The organism is Nocardia jinanensis (assembly GCF_014645735.1).
Taxonomy (GTDB): Bacteria; Actinomycetota; Actinomycetes; order Mycobacteriales; family Mycobacteriaceae; genus Nocardia; species Nocardia jinanensis.
In genome coordinates this window covers 550950-566578 of the sequence record NZ_BMMH01000001.1, presented here as the reverse complement: position 1 = coordinate 566578, position 15629 = coordinate 550950, and the positions used below count along the sequence as shown (strand labels likewise).

The window sequence follows — 15629 nt, the reverse complement described above, 5'->3', positions numbered from 1 at the left end:
CGGAGATGACGACCACCACCTTCGGCGAGCGGCTGGCCGCAGCCGAGAGCATCCACGGGCCGATCTGCGTCGGGATCGACCCGCACCCCGCCCTGCTCGACGCCTGGGGCCTGTCCGACGATGCCGACGGTCTCGAGGCCTTCGCCGAAACGTGCGTCGAAGCCTTCGACGGAATGGTGGCGGTGGTCAAACCACAGGTCGCCTTCTTCGAGGCCTACGGGTCGGCCGGGATCGGGGTGCTCGAACGCACCATCGAGGTGCTGCGCGCCTCCGGCACGTTGGTCCTCGCCGACGCCAAACGTGGTGATATCGGCTCCACGATGGAGGCCTACGCCCGTACGTGGCTCGCCGACGGTCCCCTGGGCGCGGACGCGGTCACTGTCTCGCCCTACCTGGGTTTCGGCTCCCTGCGCCCCGCTCTGGAACTGGCGCACGCCAATCATCGCGGTGTCTTCGTCCTGTCCGCCACCTCCAATCCGGAAGCTGCCCAGGTCCAGCAGGCAACGGTGGGCGGGCGCACGATCGCGCAGAGTGTGGTCGACGACGCGGCCCAGCTCAACCCCGCCGGGCAACCAGGTTCGGTGGGTGTGGTGGTCGGAGCCACCCTCACCGAGATCCCGGACCTGACGATGCTCAACGGCCCGATCCTGCTGCCGGGGGTCGGGGTACAAGGTGGTACTGCGGAGAAGGTCCGGGCACTGCTCCCGGAACCGCTGTGGCCCGCGGCGGTACCGAATGTCTCCCGGGATGTACTCCGGGCGGGGCCCTCGGTGACGGCGCTCCGTGCCCGCCTGGCGGCCTTCCAGGACGAATTCGCCTTCCTTCGGTGAAGTGGGGCTGCTCAGGGGGCGATGAACGCGGCCCTGAGGCGGCTGGGGCGCCACTGGGTGGCGTCTGATGTGAGCTGTTGGGGATGTGGGCTTGCTCGCGGAGGTGCTGTGTTTTCGGCGCGCTGGCGCGCGGGGGTTGAGGCCCGGAGTCTCGCCGTTCAGGCCTCGAGACTCGCGCCTTCGGCGCATGCGCTTCGAGGCCTGAACGGCGAGACGGCCTCAACCCTTCGAGGTGTCTCGTAAGACTCGACTCATGCGGGTTGCGTCGGGATTCGAGGTCCGGGTCTATGCGGGGGCCATGGGGTATGGGTGGCCTTCGGGTCGGCCCGCAACTATAAGCCGACCGGCTGGTCGCTTTCGTCGGCTTCCTTTCGGCTCCTCGGCTCGGCGCCCTCGGCCGGGGGTGCTTCTGCTCCCGCGATCCTGTTCCGGCTTGCCGAAAGAAACCGAAAGTAACCGGACTATTCGGACGCTTATCCGCCCTTTCTCGGGCCACCGGAGAGACCCGATCCGGCTCGCCGAGCCCTCCTTCACTCGCTCAGCAGGTGCTCGAGCGAAAATTTCCCAGAAAATTCCTGGTAGGGCGGCTGGGAGGTAGCCAGCCGGTCGTCGGGGGGTGTGGTTATCGCGCCGCAACTCTGGTCACTGCTCGAAAACCCGCTGATGACAGGCTATTTCGTGATCCGGGGAGTGGGACCTGCGGTTACGGCAAGCAGGGATGCGGGCGGGTGGACAGGGGGGTGATACCGGGTCCGATTCATGCCCTGACCTGGGGGGTGGGTTCGCAATCCGGGGGCGTCGTGGGTACGGTCGCTGAGACTGCCGGGTAGTTCGGCAGTTGGTTATGAAATGAATGATGAGACGGAGGAACCGTGGCCCTTCCCCAGCTGACTGATGAGCAGCGTGCTGCTGCTCTGGAGAAGGCGGCTGCCGCTCGCCGTGAGCGGGCAGAGCTCAAGGATCGCCTCAAGCGCGGCGGCACCGATTTGAAAGAGGTCCTCGGTCAGGCCGAGACCAATGAGATCATCGGCAAGATGAAGGTGCGCGCACTGCTGGAAGCCCTGCCCAAAGTTGGCAAGGTGAAGGCCGAGGAGATCATGAACGAGCTCGAGATCGCGCCGACCCGACGGCTGCGTGGTCTCGGTGACCGGCAGCGCAAAGCGCTGCTCGCCAAATTCGATCTCGGCGCCTGACAACCTCGGTGATCGAGAACATGACGAAGGGTCGGCTGGTTGTACTGGTCGGCCCCTCGGCCGTGGGCAAGTCCACCGTGGTGCGATGTGTCCGCGAACGGCTGCCCGAACTGGTTTTCAGCGTCTCGGCGACGACACGGGACCCGCGTCCCGGTGAAGTCGACGGTCGCGACTATCGGTTCGTCAGCCGGGCCGAATTCGACTCGATGATCGAATCCGGCGATCTGCTCGAATGGGCGGATATCCACGGCGGGCTGCAGCGGTCGGGTACACCGGCCGCGCCGGTGCGCGCCGCATTGTCGCAGGGTCTGCCGGTACTCATCGAGGTCGACCTCGAAGGAGCGCGGTCGATCCGGCGGGCGATGCCGGAGGCCGTGCTGGTATTTCTCGCACCGCCCAGCTGGGAGGTGCTGGTGGAGCGGCTGCGCAGTCGCGGCACCGAATCGCCGGAGGTCATCGAACGCCGGCTGGAGACCGCACGGGTGGAATTGGCCGCACGTGACGAGTTCGACACTGTGATCGTGAACGACACCGTGACCAGCGCCTGTGCGCAGTTGGTATCGTTGTTCGTCAGCACGAATTCCAATTCGTAGCCCGCTGCGCGGCCGGAGAGCCGCCGTGTAGCCGAGCCACCGACCCCGCAGGAGCTTCCTCAGTGAGCAGTTCGGACACCGTAACGCCCGCCTACGACACCCCGATCGGCCTCACCAACCCGCCGATCGACGAGCTGCTCGACCGCACCTCGTCCAAGTACAGCCTGGTGATCTACGCGGCCAAACGCGCCCGTCAGATCAACGACTACTACAACCAGTTGGGTGACGGCATCCTCGAGTACGTCGGCCCGCTGGTGGAGCCGCTGCCGCAGGAGAAGCCGCTGTCGGTGGCGATGCGCGAGATCCACAGCGATCTGCTCGAGCACACCGAAGGCGAATGACCCGCTAGCCGGGCGTAAGGCCGATAGGGCAGGAGGCGCGCGATGGCGCGGGTAGTTGTCGGGGTGGGCGGCGGAATCGCCGCGTACAAGGCGTGCGCGTTGGTGCGGCGGTTCACCGAGACCGGCCATACCGTCCGGGTGATCCCCACCGACGCGGCACTGCAGTTCGTGGGTAAGGCGACCTTCGAGGCGCTGTCCGGTCATCCCGTGCACACCGGAGTCTTCTCCGATGTGCCGGAGGTGCCGCATGTGCGGCTGGGCCAGGAGGCGGAACTCGTCGTCATCGCCCCCGCCACCGCAGACCTCATGGCGCGGACGGCACACGGCCGCGCCGACGATCTGCTCACCGCGACCCTGCTCACGGCCCGATGTCCCGTGCTGTTCGCGCCCGCCATGCACACCGAGATGTGGGAGCATGCGGCCACCGTCGCGAATGTGGCGGCCCTGCGCGCGCACGGTGCCACCGTGATGGAACCCGCGTCCGGCCGGCTCACCGGTACCGATACCGGTCCGGGGCGACTGCCCGAACCCGAGGAGATCTTCGGTCTCGCGACCCTGCTGCTCGAACGCACCGACGCGGTGCCGCGGGATCTGGTGGGCAAGCGGGTGGTGATCACCGCGGGCGGCACCCGGGAACCGCTGGATCCGGTCCGCTTCCTCGGTAACCGCAGCTCCGGTAAGCAGGGGTACGCGCTCGCCAGGGTCGCCGCCCAGCGCGGTGCCCAGGTCACGCTCATCGCCGGGAACACCATCGAGATGGCGCCGCCGGCCGCGGTCGAGCTGGTCCACATCACCACCGCCGAGCAGCTCAAAACCGCCGTCGACAAGCACGCTGTCGGGGCGGACGCGGTGATCATGGCCGCCGCGGTCGCCGATTTCCGGCCCGCCACGGTGGCCGCTGCCAAGATCAAGAAGGGCAAGGCCGAACCCGATACCATCGCCCTGGCCAAGAACGAGGACATCCTCGCCGGTCTGGTCCAGGAGCGCCGGGAGGGCCGGCTGCCCGGAACGGCCATCGTCGGATTCGCGGCCGAGACCGGTGACGCGGACGGCGATGTGATCACCCACGCGCGGGCCAAACTGGCCCGTAAGGGCTGCGATCTGCTGGTGGTGAACGCGGTGGGCGACGGTAAGGCGTTCGAGGTCGACACCAACGACGGCTGGCTGCTGCGCGCGGACGGCAGCGAACAGGCGCTCGACCACGGATCGAAGGCGCTACTGGCAAGCCGCGTCCTGGACGCGCTGGGCCCCCTGCTGAGTTGAGGTCCCGGGCTCGTGCCCGCCGAACCGCTGTACTTCCGTATCCCGTACTGCCCGCTGGACGAATTCCACAACGAGCGGTCCCCGCCCGGCGCGCCAACGCGATACGATCCAGCCCGCTTCGGGCTCGGCGTGCCGCTGCGCAGGCACGACCGGGCACAGCTCGATCGGAAACCAGTCCGGATCGGTGTCCGAAACCCCAAACAGGGCGCCCGTTCTAATAGTCTGAGAGTCCAGGGTCGCGACCGCAGCCGTACGCTACGGTCCCTCCCGGACACGAGTAACCGTTGAGGAAGAGGGAAACTGTGCGCACGTCCGGTAGCCGGCTATTCACCAGTGAGTCCGTGACCGAGGGTCACCCGGACAAGATCTGTGACGCCATCAGCGATTCCATCCTCGACTCACTTCTGGCCCAGGACCCGCGCAGCCGGGTTGCCGTGGAAACCATGGTGACCACCGGTCAGGTTCATGTCGCGGGGGAGGTCACCACCGAGGCGTACGCGGATATCCCGCATATCGTCCGGGAAAAGATCCTCGAGATCGGATACGACTCCTCGGCAAAGGGATTCGACGGCAACTCCTGCGGTGTCAACATCGCGATCGGTGCGCAGTCGCCCGATATCGCACAGGGTGTCGACACTTCGCACGAAGCGCGGGTCGGCGGTTCCGACGACGAGATCGAGCAGCAGGGCGCCGGCGATCAGGGCCTGATGTTCGGTTACGCCAACACCGACACCCCCGAACTCATGCCACTGCCGATCGCGCTGGCCCACCGCCTGTCGCGCAAGCTCACCGAGGTGCGCAAAACCGGTGTGCTGCCGTATCTGCGACCCGACGGTAAAACCCAGGTCACCATCGAATACGACGGCGACAAGGCGGTGCGGCTGGATACCGTGGTCCTGTCCACCCAGCATGCCGCCGATATCGATCTGGACAACCTGCTGGCCCCCGATATCCGGGAGAAGGTCGTCGACGCCGTCCTGGCCGATATCGCGATCCCCGATCTGGATATCTCCGATATCCGCCTGCTGGTGAACCCGACCGGCAAGTTCGTGCTCGGCGGCCCGATGGGCGATGCCGGCCTGACCGGCCGCAAGATCATTGTCGACACCTACGGTGGGATGGCTCGCCACGGGGGCGGGGCGTTCTCCGGTAAAGACCCCTCGAAGGTCGACCGTTCGGCCGCCTACGCCATGCGCTGGGTCGCCAAGAATGTGGTTGCCGCCGGTCTCGCCGAGCGGGTAGAGGTACAGGTGGCCTACGCGATCGGCAAATCGGCGCCGGTCGGCCTGTTCGTGGAGACCTTCGGTACCGAGAAGGCCGATCCGGCCAAGATCTCGGCGGCGATCACCGAGGTGTTCGATCTGCGGCCGGGCGCGATCATCCGCGATCTGGACCTGCTGCGTCCGATCTACGCGCCGACCGCCGCCTACGGGCACTTCGGCCGCACCGATATCGACCTGCCCTGGGAGCGCACCGACCGCGCGGACAAGCTGCGCGCCGCCGCCGGGCTCTAGGTCCCACGTTCCGCGTGGATCGACCGCCGACCGACACCCCCGCCGACCTCGCGTCCGCGGGGGTGTCGGCCGAGTCGGGGCCGCCGCGCCGCCGAGGGGCCCACGCGAAGAAGTCCGCGGCATCGAAGAAATCCAGCACATCGGAGAAGCCCACGGCCGCGGAGCCCGAGCCGATCGAGCACCCGGTCGCCCGGGTGCTCCCGCTGCTCACCCCGGCCCACCTGGATCGCGATTTCGACTACCTGGTGCCGCCGGAGCTCGACGAGATCGCCCGGCCGGGTGTCCGGGTCCGGGTCCGGTTCGCGGGACGGCTGGTGGACGGTTACCTGCTGTCCCGGCTCGCGGAATCCGATCATCCGGGCAAACTCGTCCGGTTGGAACGGGTGGTATCCGCCGAGCAGGTGCTCACCCCGGAGATCTTGCGACTCGCGACAACGGTGGCGGCGCGATGCGCCGGAACCCGCGCCGATGTGCTGCGGCTGGCGGTTCCGCCGCGGCATGCCCGGGTGGAGAACGGGGGTCCGGCGAAGAAGTCCGCGGATAGTGACGGCGAGCCGGCCTCCCCGGCCGACGGGCGGGGGAGTATCGCTGCCGGATCGGGCAGGGCTGCCGATCGCGACACCCCGCGGATCGAGGACGGGACGGGCCGAACCGCGGCCGCGCCGGAGTATTCGGTGGAACCGGGCGGGGGCGGCGGTGCGGGCCCGGTGGATGCCGACGGTGATCCGGTGGAGCCGGGTGGGCTCGATGGTGTCGGGGCATCGGAAAACGACGATACCGAGCAGGGCGGATCGGAGTCTCCCGGCGAACTCGGGCCCACGGCGGTACCCGGCGGAGTCGACACTCTCGCGTGGCGCCGATACCGGCACGGGGATGCCTTTCTCACCGCGCTCGCGAGCCGCCGCGGCCCGCGGGCGGCCTGGCAGGCATTGCCGGGTGAGAACTGGGCGCGGCGATTGGCCGAACTCGCGGCTGTGGTGGCCGCAAGCGGTCGTAGCGCCATCCTGATGGTTCCCGATCAGCGCGATCTCGATCGCGTGCTGCGTGAATGCGTACTGCTGGTGGGTGATTCGGCCGTCGGACTGTCGGCCGGATTGGGCCCGGCGGCCCGATACCGGCGCTGGCTGGCCGTACTGCGCGGTACCGCGAGCGTGGTGGTGGGTACCCGCAGCGCGGTTTTCGCGCCGGCGGTGGATCTCGGGCTCGTCGCGATCTGGGACGACGGCGACGATACCTACGCCGAACCGCGCGCCCCGTATCCGCATGCGCGCGAGATCGCGATGCTCCGGGCCCATGACACCGGAGCGGCCTTCGTGGCAGCGGGGTTCGCCCGGACCGCCGAGATCCAGGCCGTCGTGGAATCCGGCTGGGCCCACGATCTGCTCGCCGACCGGGCGACCCTGCGGGCGGCCTCGCCGCGGATCGCTGCCCCGGGGGATACCGATGCCGCACTCGAGCGCGACCCGATGGCGCGCGCGATCCGCATCCCCGCTGCCGCGTTCGCCGCCGCCCGGCAGGCTCTCGCCGCCGGGGCAGGGGTACTGGTGCAGGTGCCGCGCCGCGGCTACGTTCCGGCGCTCGCCTGCACGAAATGTCGAACACCCGCGCGCTGCCGCCGGTGTGTGGGACCACTCTCGCTGCCAGGGTCGGATCGGTCCGCCGACTCCGGCGCCGCGCACAGCCCTGTCTGCCGTTGGTGCGGGCGTACCGAGGCGGCGTTCCGCTGTCCGGTCTGCGGCGGACGGGTGCTGCGTGCCGTGGTGATCGGTGCGGCACGGACTGCCGAGGAACTGGGCAGAGCTTTCCCCGGAGTGCCGATCCGCGGCTCCAGTGGCGCCGCCCTGCTGGATACCGTGCCACCGGGGCCTCAGGTGGTGGTGGCCACGGTCGGTGCCGAACCGTTGCTCGACGGTGGCTACGGCGTAGGTCTGCTGCTGGACGGCTGGGCGCTGCTCGGCCGCGCCGATCTGCGTGCCGCCGAGGACACGCTGCGGCGCTGGCTGAGCGCCGCCGCTCTGGTGCGGCCGGACGGTCAGGTGCTGGTGATGGCCGACCCGGCCGTGCCGACCGTGCAGGCGCTGCTGCGCTGGGATCCGGCCGGTCACGCGGCTACCGAATTGGCGCAGCGGACCGAGGTCGGATTTCCCCCGGCAGTGCGGATGGCGGCGGTCGACGGTACCCCGGACGGGATCGCCGGCCTACTGGCCGCCGCCGAACTCTCGGCGGAGGTGGAGGTACTGGGTCCGGTGCCGCTGCCCCCCGGCGCGCGACCGCCGTCGGGCGCCCGCAACGGTGGTGACGAGCCGGGAGCCGAGGTCGAACGGATTCTGCTGCGCGCGCCGCGGGCGCGCGGGGCGGCCCTGGCGCGGGCCCTCGCCGCCGCCCAGTCGATTCGCAGTAGCCAGCGGGCGGAATCGCCGCCGCGCGTCCAGATAGATCCGCTGGATATCGGCTGATCCACGCGGGGACCGCGGCGCCTCCTCCGGACCGATATCCCGCGATTCGAAGCGGATCGGGAATCGGGTCGTTGTTACCTCTTCTCGACACTGCTCGCACCCGACCGTGGAATTTTTCGAACCGAGGGTTGCATTGGATAGATTGCCGATATATCGTCGATGCTACACAAACCGATCGAGTAGCTCAGGAGGCTGCTATGGAGAACATCGAGAACGCAGAATTTCGGATGCGCCGCGGTCGCGGACCCCGGCCGGGCGGTTTCGGTCCGGGTGGGCCGCAGTTCCGCCACGGGGGCCCACCCGGATTCGGTCCCGGCTTCGGCGGGGGTTTCGGACCCGGTTTCGGCCCTGGTTTCGGGCGTGGCCGGGGTCGCGGTGGCCGCGGGCGGCGCGGTGACGTACGGGCGGCGATCCTGCTGCTGCTCACCGAGCGCCCCATGCACGGTTACGAGCTGATCCAGCAGATCCGGGAACGCAGCGACGACCTCTGGCGGCCGAGTCCCGGGTCCATCTATCCGGCGCTGTCCCAGCTGGAGGACGAAGGTCTCATCACCATCGAGAAGGTGGCGGGCCGCAAAACCGCCCAACTGACCGAGGCAGGTACCGCCCATATCACCGAGCACCGTGCGGAACTCGGTGATCCGTGGGCCGATGTCAAGGCGGGCGTCGGCGAGCAGACCAGCGATCTGCGTGCGCTGATCCCCCCGCTCATGGGTGCGGTCGCGCAGGTGGCCGCCGCGGGTACCCCGGAGCAGGCCGCCAAAGCGGCAGACGTACTCACCGATGCGCGGAAAGCGTTGTATCGCATCCTCGCCGGAGACGAAGAATCCGGAAAGTAACGGGGTGGTCAAAACCTCGGTCTCCGATACTCCCGGGAGTCGGCAGGGTAGAAGATTGTGTGGTGAAACAGTATCGATGGCCGAAGGGGTGGGACGGTTCACAATGCGGCAGGCTCGTCCTGCGAGCAGTGACCGTCGCCGTCGCGCTGGCTGGGTCGGTGTTGCTCGGAACTGTCGAGGGCACCGCCCAGCCACTCGGATACCTACCCCCGATGGTCCCCACCGACCCGGCTCCGCCGCAACCCGACCATCTGGGTGCGGTGCTCTATCTGAAATCCCATCCGAACGCGGTGCCCCGCGGCGTCAACGATTTCGGATGTGTTCCGGACGCGGCCCATCCGCGTCCGGTGATTCTCGCGCACGGCACCGACGCGAACGCCTACACCGATTGGTCGGTCATCGGACCGCAGCTCGTGGACGCGGGTTTCTGCGTATTCGGGCTGAACTACGGCGGTAGACCCGGCGCCGGAACCTATGGCACCGAGGACATGGTGCTCAGTTCTTATCAAATCGCCGAGTTCGTCGACGACGTCCGCGCCGCGACGGGCGCCGCGCAAGTCGACCTCGTGGGATTCTCCCAGGGCGCCAACGTGACCCGCTACTACATCAACAAACTCGGCGGCGCGCCGAAGGTCGGGAACTGGGTGGGCCTCGCCTCACCCACCTACGGCGGCATCATGTACGGACTGGTACCGCCGGCCCAGCAGATCCCGGGTGCGCTGGACCTGGCGGCGCAGGCGGTCTCGGTGGCGGCAGTCCAGCAGGCTCAGGGGTCGCCGTTCATGCTGGAACTCAACGCGGGCGGCGATACCGTGCCCGGGGTGCGGTACACCACGGTCGGCAGCCGGGCCGACGAGGTGATCCAGCCCTTCGAGAACATTGCCCTACGCGGGCCCGGTGCCGACAATATCGTCCTGCAGGACCGCTGCTCGGTCGACCTGACCGGCCACTTCCACATGGTCTACGACCCGTACGTGTACCAACTGTTACTGGAGGTCCTCGACCCGGCACACGCGCCCGAACCGGTCTGCGTGCCCGTCGCGCCGGGCACGGGGATCCCCCAGGTGATCATCGGCGGCAATATCTGATTGCGCTGTGTTTATTTGCGGCGCCTGCGGCGCCGCGGGGCGGGGCCCTATCAACCCCGGGTCTTCACTCCGGCGCTCAGTCGCTTCGCTCCTTCGCTCTGTCGCTCCAGAACCGGGGCGGGCCCCGCCCGCTGAGGTGGGCCATCCGGAGTGGACAGAGGGCGCTTGTGGAGGTGTGATCGGGCGGTCCGTGGGTTCACTGGCGCTGTGCGTGCCAGTGGACGCCGACCTGAGGGAAGGCATCCGTGCGGGTCGGTCGCCGGGCTCTGTCGCTCGAGAGCCGGGACGGCCCCGGCCGTGGACTGATCGGCGGAGGAGTGCGGTCGGCATCATCGGCCGAGTGGGCCCGGCCGGAATTGGCGCCGAGTTCGACGGTGATCGATGGGCTCCGGACGGTGGGTGGGTGAGGCTGTGAACGCGGCCGCACCGGGCTACCTAGAATGAGAGCTTTCCGCCCTGCCACATGTCTTCGGGAGCTACCGTGACCGTCCAGTCCGTCCGCCTCTTCGGCGATCCCATCCTGCGAGCCCGCGCGGCAGAGGTCACCGAGTTCGGGCCCGAACTGCGACAGCTGGTGACCGATCTGACCGACACCATGTACGACGACGGCGGTGTCGGGATGGCGGCCCCGCAGATCGGTGTCGGCCTGCGGGTCTTCGTCTACGACACCCACGACGCGCGCGGACATCTGATCAACCCGAGCTGGACCGCGCTGGACGAGGAGGAGCAGATCGGCCCCGAGGGCTGCCTGTCGATTCCGGGCGTCAATCACGACACGCGCCGGGCCCTGCGGGTGCGGGCGACCGGTGTGGACGTGGACGGTAACCCGGTCGAATTCGAGGCCGAGGGTCTGCTGGCACGGTGTGTTCAGCACGAAACCGATCATCTGGACGGCACTCTGTTCATCGATCGGCTCGATCCCCCCGACCGGAAGCAGGCCATGCGCACGATTCGCGAATCCGACTGGTTCATCGCCGGGCTGACGGTCCGGCCGAGCCGCGCACTCGCCGAGCGGGACCGCTGATGCGGATCGTGTTCGCCGGCACCCCCGAACCGGCGGTTCCGTCGCTGCGCCGGCTGCTCGCTTCCCGGCACGAGGTGGTCGCCGTGGTGACCCGACCCGATGCCGCCGCCGGCCGTGGCCGCAAACTGAAGCGCTCACCGGTCGGTCAGCTCGCCGACGAACACGGTATCCCGGTCCTCACACCCGGTAGACCCGGCGAACCGGGATTCGCCGAAGCGCTCACGGAACTCGCGCCCGACTGCTGCCCGGTGGTGGCCTATGGCGCGCTGCTGCCGACCCGGGTTCTCGAGATTCCGAAGCACGGCTGGATCAACCTGCATTTCTCGCTGCTGCCCGCCTGGCGCGGGGCGGCGCCGGTCCAGGCCGCGATCGCGGCCGGCGACGAGATCACCGGGGCGTCCACCTTCCTGATCGAGACAGGTCTGGACACCGGACCGGTCTACGGGGTGGTCACCGAGCGGATCGCGGTCACCGATACGGCCGCGGATCTGCTGGGCCGCTTGGCCGAAAGCGGTGCGGCGCTGCTGGAGCAGACTCTCGACGGTATCGAGGACGCGACGCTGCAGGCGGTTCCGCAACCGGCCGAGGGGGTCTCCTACGCGCCCAAGATCACCGTCGAGGCGGCGCAGGTGCGCTGGGACCAGCCCGCGCTGGCGGTCGGTCGCGCCATCCGCGCCGTCACCCCGTTTCCGGGGGCCTGGACCGTCGTGGCCGGGACCCGGCTGAAACTCGGGCCGGTGGAACTGGTCGAAGAGGTGCTGCCGGAACGGCAGATCGAGGTACGCAAGACCGGGGTCTTCATCGGGACCGCCACCACGGCAGTGCGGCTGGACCAGGTGCAGCCGCCGGGTAAACGGATGATGGCCGCCCTCGATTGGGCGCGCGGTGCCCGGCTGACGCCCGGTGCGGTGGTCGAATGAACGGCTCGAGCGGCGACCGACCCGGGGGATTCCGCCGTAACGGGGAACCCCGTGGATCGGAGTCCGAGGCATCGCGTGGCGAATCGCGGGAGCGTTCGCCGGGCTCCCGGCAGGACGGGCGTTCGGGGGATTCCCGGCGGGGCGACCGCCCGGGAGGTCCCCGGCGCGGCGATCGCGGCGCGGCACCGGGCCGCCCGGACCGTTCGGCCAGGGGATCCCGGGACAACTCGGGAGGGGAACGGCAGCGTCGGGACGGGCCCGATAGCGGTGCCGCCGGTGGCGATCCCGGGCCGCAGCGCAACCGCGGTACCGGGTCCGGTCACGATGCGGGTGGGGCCGCCCGTCCCGGGCGGGACGCGGGTGAAACCCGCGGTCGGCGCGGCGACGGTCCGGGCGACCGGGGTACCCGGAGGAAGGCCGATGCCGACGGCCGGGATACGGGTCGGCGTCGCAGCGGCGACGGCCGGGACGACCGTCGCGGTGAACGCACGGGTCCGGCGCCGGTGGCGAAGGGCCGCGGCAGCGGCAAGCGGGCCGACGGGCCCGGAGCGGGCCGGGAGCGGTCCGGGCGGGGGAGCGGTTCCGCGCGTACGAGCCGGCCGGTACGCACACCGGCGGATCCGGCGCGCACCGTCGCGCTGGAGACCCTCCGCGCCGTACGCGACCGCGATGCCTATGCCAACCTGGTCCTGCCCGGACTGCTGCGCGAGTACCGCGTGGAGGGGCGCGACGCAGCCCTGGCCACCGAACTCGGTTACGGCGCCTGCCGGGCACTGGGTGTGCTCGACGCGGTGATCGCCGACTGCGCCGGACGCGCGATCGACGAGATCGACGGCTCGTTGCTGGATATTCTGCGACTCGGCACGTACCAACTGCTGCGCACCCGGGTCGAACCGCATGCCGCCGTGCACACCTCGGTCGAATTCGCGCGGATCGAATCGGGTTCGGGTCGAGCCGGATTCGTCAACGCGGTATTGCGCCGGGTCACCGAGCGGAGTCCGCGGGAATGGATCGAACGGCTCGCCCCGGGCGACCCCATCGGCCGGCTCGCCTTCGAACACGCCCACCCGGTGTGGATCGCCCAGGCGTTCGCCGACGCGCTGGGCGCCGATGCCGGTGAACTATCCGATCTGCTCGCCGCCGACGATGCCCGCCCGCTCGTGCATCTGGTGGCCCGCCCCGGTGATATCACCGGAGAGGAACTCGCCCTGGTCACCGGCGGGGAAGAAGGCCGCTGGTCGCCGTACGCGGTGTACCTGGACGGCGGTGATCCCGGCGCGCTGGAACCGGTGCGGGAGGGGATGGCCGCGGTCCAGGACGAAGGCAGCCAGCTCGTCGCCCTCGCGCTCACCCGGGCGGCTCTGCACGGTGACGACGGCGGCCGTTGGCTGGACCTCTGTGCGGGGCCGGGCGGTAAGACCGTGCTGCTCGGGGCGCTCGCCGATATCGACGGTTACCGGGTGGACGCGGTGGAACCGGCCCGGCACCGGGCCGAACTCGTCCGCACCGCGACCAAGGGGTTGCCGGTGCAGGTGCATATCGTCGACGGCCGCGACAGCGGCCTGGCCCCCGGCTATGACCGCATCCTGGTCGATGCTCCGTGCACCGGTCTCGGGGCGCTGCGCCGCCGCCCGGAGGCCCGCTGGCGACGTACCCCCGCAGATATCGCCGATCTGGTCACCCTGCAGCGTGAACTGCTGGCCGCGGCCTGGGATTTGCTGCGGCCCGGCGGTGTCGTGGTGTATTCGACGTGCTCGCCACATCTGCCGGAAACTGTTGCTGTGGTGGCGGATACGGTACGCCGCACCGGCGCCGAACAGCTGGACACCCGGCCGCTGCTCCCCGGCGTCACCGGCCTCGGAGCAGGGCCCGCGGTGCAGCTGTGGCCGCATCGGCACGGAACCGACGCGATGTTCGCGGCCGCCCTGCGCAAACCCGTGTAGTCGCCCGGCGCGGGCGATCGGCGACGAATTTCCAAGCCTGCCGCGCCCGCGCGCGGCACACTTGGCGCATGGGTACCACCTGGGCGCACGTGGTACGGCAGGCCGCGGAACTGCCGGAGGTCGCCGAGTCGACCTCCTACCGCACCCCCGCGCTCAAAGCGGCCGGTAAGAGTTTCGCGCGGTTGCGCACCGAGGCCGAGGGCGGTCTGGCGCTGCGCTGCGAGAGGGTGGAGAAGGAGGCGCTGCTGGCCTCCGGCGACCCGGCTTTCTACACCACCCCGCACTACGACGGCTACCCCTACATTCTCATCGATCTCGACCGCGTCGATCCGGAGCAGCTCCGGGAACTCCTGGACGCTGCTTGGTGGCTGGTCGCCCCAGCGAGACTGCGCCGGGCCCGGGAGCGCGCCGACGACAACGAGTAGGCGGTCGAGGCAGGGCGCCGCGCCCGTCGATGGTGAGATCATCGCGCAGCATTCGGTCGTTCGAGCTGCCGCCGCGCGGCACGGTGACAATGACCGTCGGTGCGGTTCTCGCGTGGGCACGGCGGCGGCAAAGCTGCAGGGCCGGGGCATATCGCCCGGCCCCGCAGCCGATGGTGCCGAATCATCAGGCCGATCGAGGTGTCCACTGTTCGGCGGGCGAGCGGCCGGGCAGCGGCTTGCCGATGAGCGCCAGTGGCACGAAGAAGTTCACCTGGCCGATGACCATCGCCAGCGTGGCCAGGGCAGTGTCGTCGTAGTGTTCGGACACGCGGGTGTAGAGCTGCTCGGGCACCCGCTCACCGTGCGACGCCGGTTGCAGGACCGCCTCGACCAGGTCCAGTGCGGTCCGTTCGGCGTCGGTGAAATACGGGGCGTCGCGCCAGGTCGCCACCGCGACGATGCGTTCCTCGGATTCACCGGCAGTGCGCAGGTTGCCCGCATGCAGAACAGCCAGGTAGGTGCTACCGACGATCTGGCCGGCGCGCAACTGGACCAAGCCGATCGTGGTGCGCGGGATCGCTCCGTTGCCGGTGGCCTCGAACAGCGCCGCACCGATTGCGCCGAGTGCGGGGACGAGCTGCTGCGGGTTCGGGAGCCGGGAGCCGCTGTGCTGCTGTGTGGTGGTTTTCGCGTTCATGGTTGTGGGTTTCCCTCTCTTGTGATGAATCTTGTGGCGGGGCGATCGGGTCAGGGGTGCTGGGGGAGCCGGCGGGTGCCCCCCAGTGCGCGCGGCACGGTGGTGGTGGAGCCGCCTCGGGGCAGCCGGGCGCGGGCGGCGAAGGTCGCGGCGGTGAAGAACAGCGGCGCGGCCCACTTGTCGGGGCCGTCACCGGCGGCCATATGCGATACGGCGGCGCCGCCGTAGACGAAGACCAGCCCGGCGTAGGCCCATTCCTTCGTCCGGGGGTGGCCGGGGGTGAGGATCGCGACGAGCGCGGCGGTTTTGGCGCCGCCGAGGATGGTGGCGAAGTACATGGGGTAGCCGAGGTGGTCGAATGATTCGCGCACATAGGAGATCCGGGCGAGGTCCCAGTAGGCGCCGACCGCGGTCTCGGCCAGCACTGCGGCCACGGGTACCCAGCGCGCGAGGCTCAGGCCGCGGGAACGGATTATCGAGGTGGTGCGAGTGGACATGATCGC

At 69.6% G+C, this 15629-nt stretch carries 15 protein-coding genes; 13 read left to right on the top strand and 2 right to left on the bottom strand.

What is annotated here, in order from left to right; genetic code table 11:
• Nucleotides 1–5 precede the first annotated feature (5 nt).
• The 13 genes from pyrF (at nt 6) to IEY68_RS02520 (ending at nt 14429) form a co-directional block, all read left to right on the top strand.
• Nucleotides 6–830, top strand: coding sequence for an orotidine-5'-phosphate decarboxylase (pyrF, locus tag IEY68_RS02580; protein WP_062995871.1), 825 nt, complete (start codon nt 6–8; stop codon nt 828–830).
• An 872-nt stretch (nt 831–1702) separates the two neighbouring features.
• Complete coding sequence (mihF, locus tag IEY68_RS02575; RefSeq protein ID WP_039825551.1) at nt 1703–2023, top strand: integration host factor, actinobacterial type; 321 nt, start codon at nt 1703–1705, stop codon at nt 2021–2023.
• Between the two features lie 20 nt (nt 2024–2043).
• Nucleotides 2044–2616, top strand: a complete 573-nt coding sequence (gene gmk, locus IEY68_RS02570; protein ID WP_062995908.1) for a guanylate kinase — start codon at nt 2044–2046, stop codon at nt 2614–2616.
• A gap of 62 nt (nt 2617–2678) precedes the next feature.
• The gene (rpoZ, locus tag IEY68_RS02565) at nt 2679–2957 is read left to right on the top strand and encodes a DNA-directed RNA polymerase subunit omega (protein WP_062995869.1); all 279 of its coding nucleotides are present in this window, start codon (nt 2679–2681) and stop codon (nt 2955–2957) included.
• 42 nt (nt 2958–2999) lie between these two features.
• On the top strand, nt 3000–4220 hold the full coding sequence (coaBC, locus tag IEY68_RS02560; protein WP_062995868.1) for a bifunctional phosphopantothenoylcysteine decarboxylase/phosphopantothenate--cysteine ligase CoaBC: 1221 nt from the start codon (nt 3000–3002) through the stop codon (nt 4218–4220).
• Between the two features lie 302 nt (nt 4221–4522).
• Complete coding sequence (metK, locus tag IEY68_RS02555) at nt 4523–5734, top strand: methionine adenosyltransferase (protein WP_189093981.1); 1212 nt, start codon at nt 4523–4525, stop codon at nt 5732–5734.
• A gap of 173 nt (nt 5735–5907) precedes the next feature.
• Nucleotides 5908–8190, top strand: a complete 2283-nt coding sequence (locus IEY68_RS02550) for a primosomal protein N' (RefSeq protein WP_229718602.1) — start codon at nt 5908–5910, stop codon at nt 8188–8190.
• Nucleotides 8191–8387: 197 nt separating this feature from the next.
• Entirely contained in the window at nt 8388–9029 is a 642-nt protein-coding gene (locus IEY68_RS02545) for a PadR family transcriptional regulator (protein ID WP_062995864.1), read from the top strand.
• A gap of 62 nt (nt 9030–9091) precedes the next feature.
• A complete protein-coding gene (locus tag IEY68_RS02540; RefSeq protein WP_444543812.1) occupies nt 9092–10117 on the top strand; it encodes an esterase/lipase family protein in 1026 nt (341 codons plus the stop codon).
• 481 nt (nt 10118–10598) lie between these two features.
• Nucleotides 10599–11141, top strand: coding sequence for a peptide deformylase (gene def, locus IEY68_RS02535; RefSeq protein ID WP_062995852.1), 543 nt, complete (start codon nt 10599–10601; stop codon nt 11139–11141).
• Nucleotides 11141–12061 (top strand): methionyl-tRNA formyltransferase, encoded by a 921-nt coding sequence (gene fmt, locus IEY68_RS02530; RefSeq protein WP_062995850.1) that lies wholly within the window; start codon nt 11141–11143, stop codon nt 12059–12061. The genes def and fmt overlap by 1 nt, the downstream gene beginning before the upstream one ends.
• 638 nt (nt 12062–12699) lie before the next feature.
• Nucleotides 12700–14004, top strand: a complete 1305-nt coding sequence (locus tag IEY68_RS02525; protein WP_062995860.1) for an RsmB/NOP family class I SAM-dependent RNA methyltransferase — start codon at nt 12700–12702, stop codon at nt 14002–14004.
• A gap of 68 nt (nt 14005–14072) precedes the next feature.
• Entirely contained in the window at nt 14073–14429 is a 357-nt protein-coding gene (locus IEY68_RS02520) for an MmcQ/YjbR family DNA-binding protein (RefSeq protein ID WP_062995848.1), read from the top strand.
• Nucleotides 14430–14613: 184 nt separating this feature from the next.
• Here IEY68_RS02520 and IEY68_RS02515 read toward each other — a convergent pair whose 3' ends face one another.
• Both IEY68_RS02515 and IEY68_RS02510 read right to left on the bottom strand, forming a co-directional pair.
• Nucleotides 14614–15126: a carboxymuconolactone decarboxylase family protein gene (locus IEY68_RS02515; RefSeq protein ID WP_062995846.1), complete on the bottom strand. Its 513-nt coding sequence runs from the start codon at nt 15124–15126 to the stop codon at nt 14614–14616.
• 50 nt (nt 15127–15176) lie between these two features.
• Nucleotides 15177–15623: a DoxX family protein gene (locus tag IEY68_RS02510; RefSeq protein ID WP_062995844.1), complete on the bottom strand. Its 447-nt coding sequence runs from the start codon at nt 15621–15623 to the stop codon at nt 15177–15179.
• Nucleotides 15624–15629 lie beyond the last annotated feature (6 nt).

Excerpts from the sequence above, each read along its gene's own strand:
- IEY68_RS02515 (WP_062995846.1), bottom strand. The coding sequence starts at position 15,126 with ATGAACGCGAAAACCACCACACAGCAGCACAGCGGCTCCCGGCTCCCG.
- gmk (WP_062995908.1), top strand. The coding sequence starts at position 2,044 with ATGACGAAGGGTCGGCTGGTTGTACTGGTCGGCCCCTCGGCCGTGGGC.
- IEY68_RS02520 (WP_062995848.1), top strand. The coding sequence starts at position 14,073 with ATGGGTACCACCTGGGCGCACGTGGTACGGCAGGCCGCGGAACTGCCG.
- IEY68_RS02545 (WP_062995864.1), top strand. The coding sequence starts at position 8,388 with ATGGAGAACATCGAGAACGCAGAATTTCGGATGCGCCGCGGTCGCGGA.
- fmt (WP_062995850.1), top strand. The coding sequence starts at position 11,141 with ATGCGGATCGTGTTCGCCGGCACCCCCGAACCGGCGGTTCCGTCGCTG.
- coaBC (WP_062995868.1), top strand. The coding sequence starts at position 3,000 with ATGGCGCGGGTAGTTGTCGGGGTGGGCGGCGGAATCGCCGCGTACAAG.
- IEY68_RS02510 (WP_062995844.1), bottom strand. The coding sequence starts at position 15,623 with ATGTCCACTCGCACCACCTCGATAATCCGTTCCCGCGGCCTGAGCCTC.
- pyrF (WP_062995871.1), top strand. The coding sequence starts at position 6 with ATGACGACCACCACCTTCGGCGAGCGGCTGGCCGCAGCCGAGAGCATC.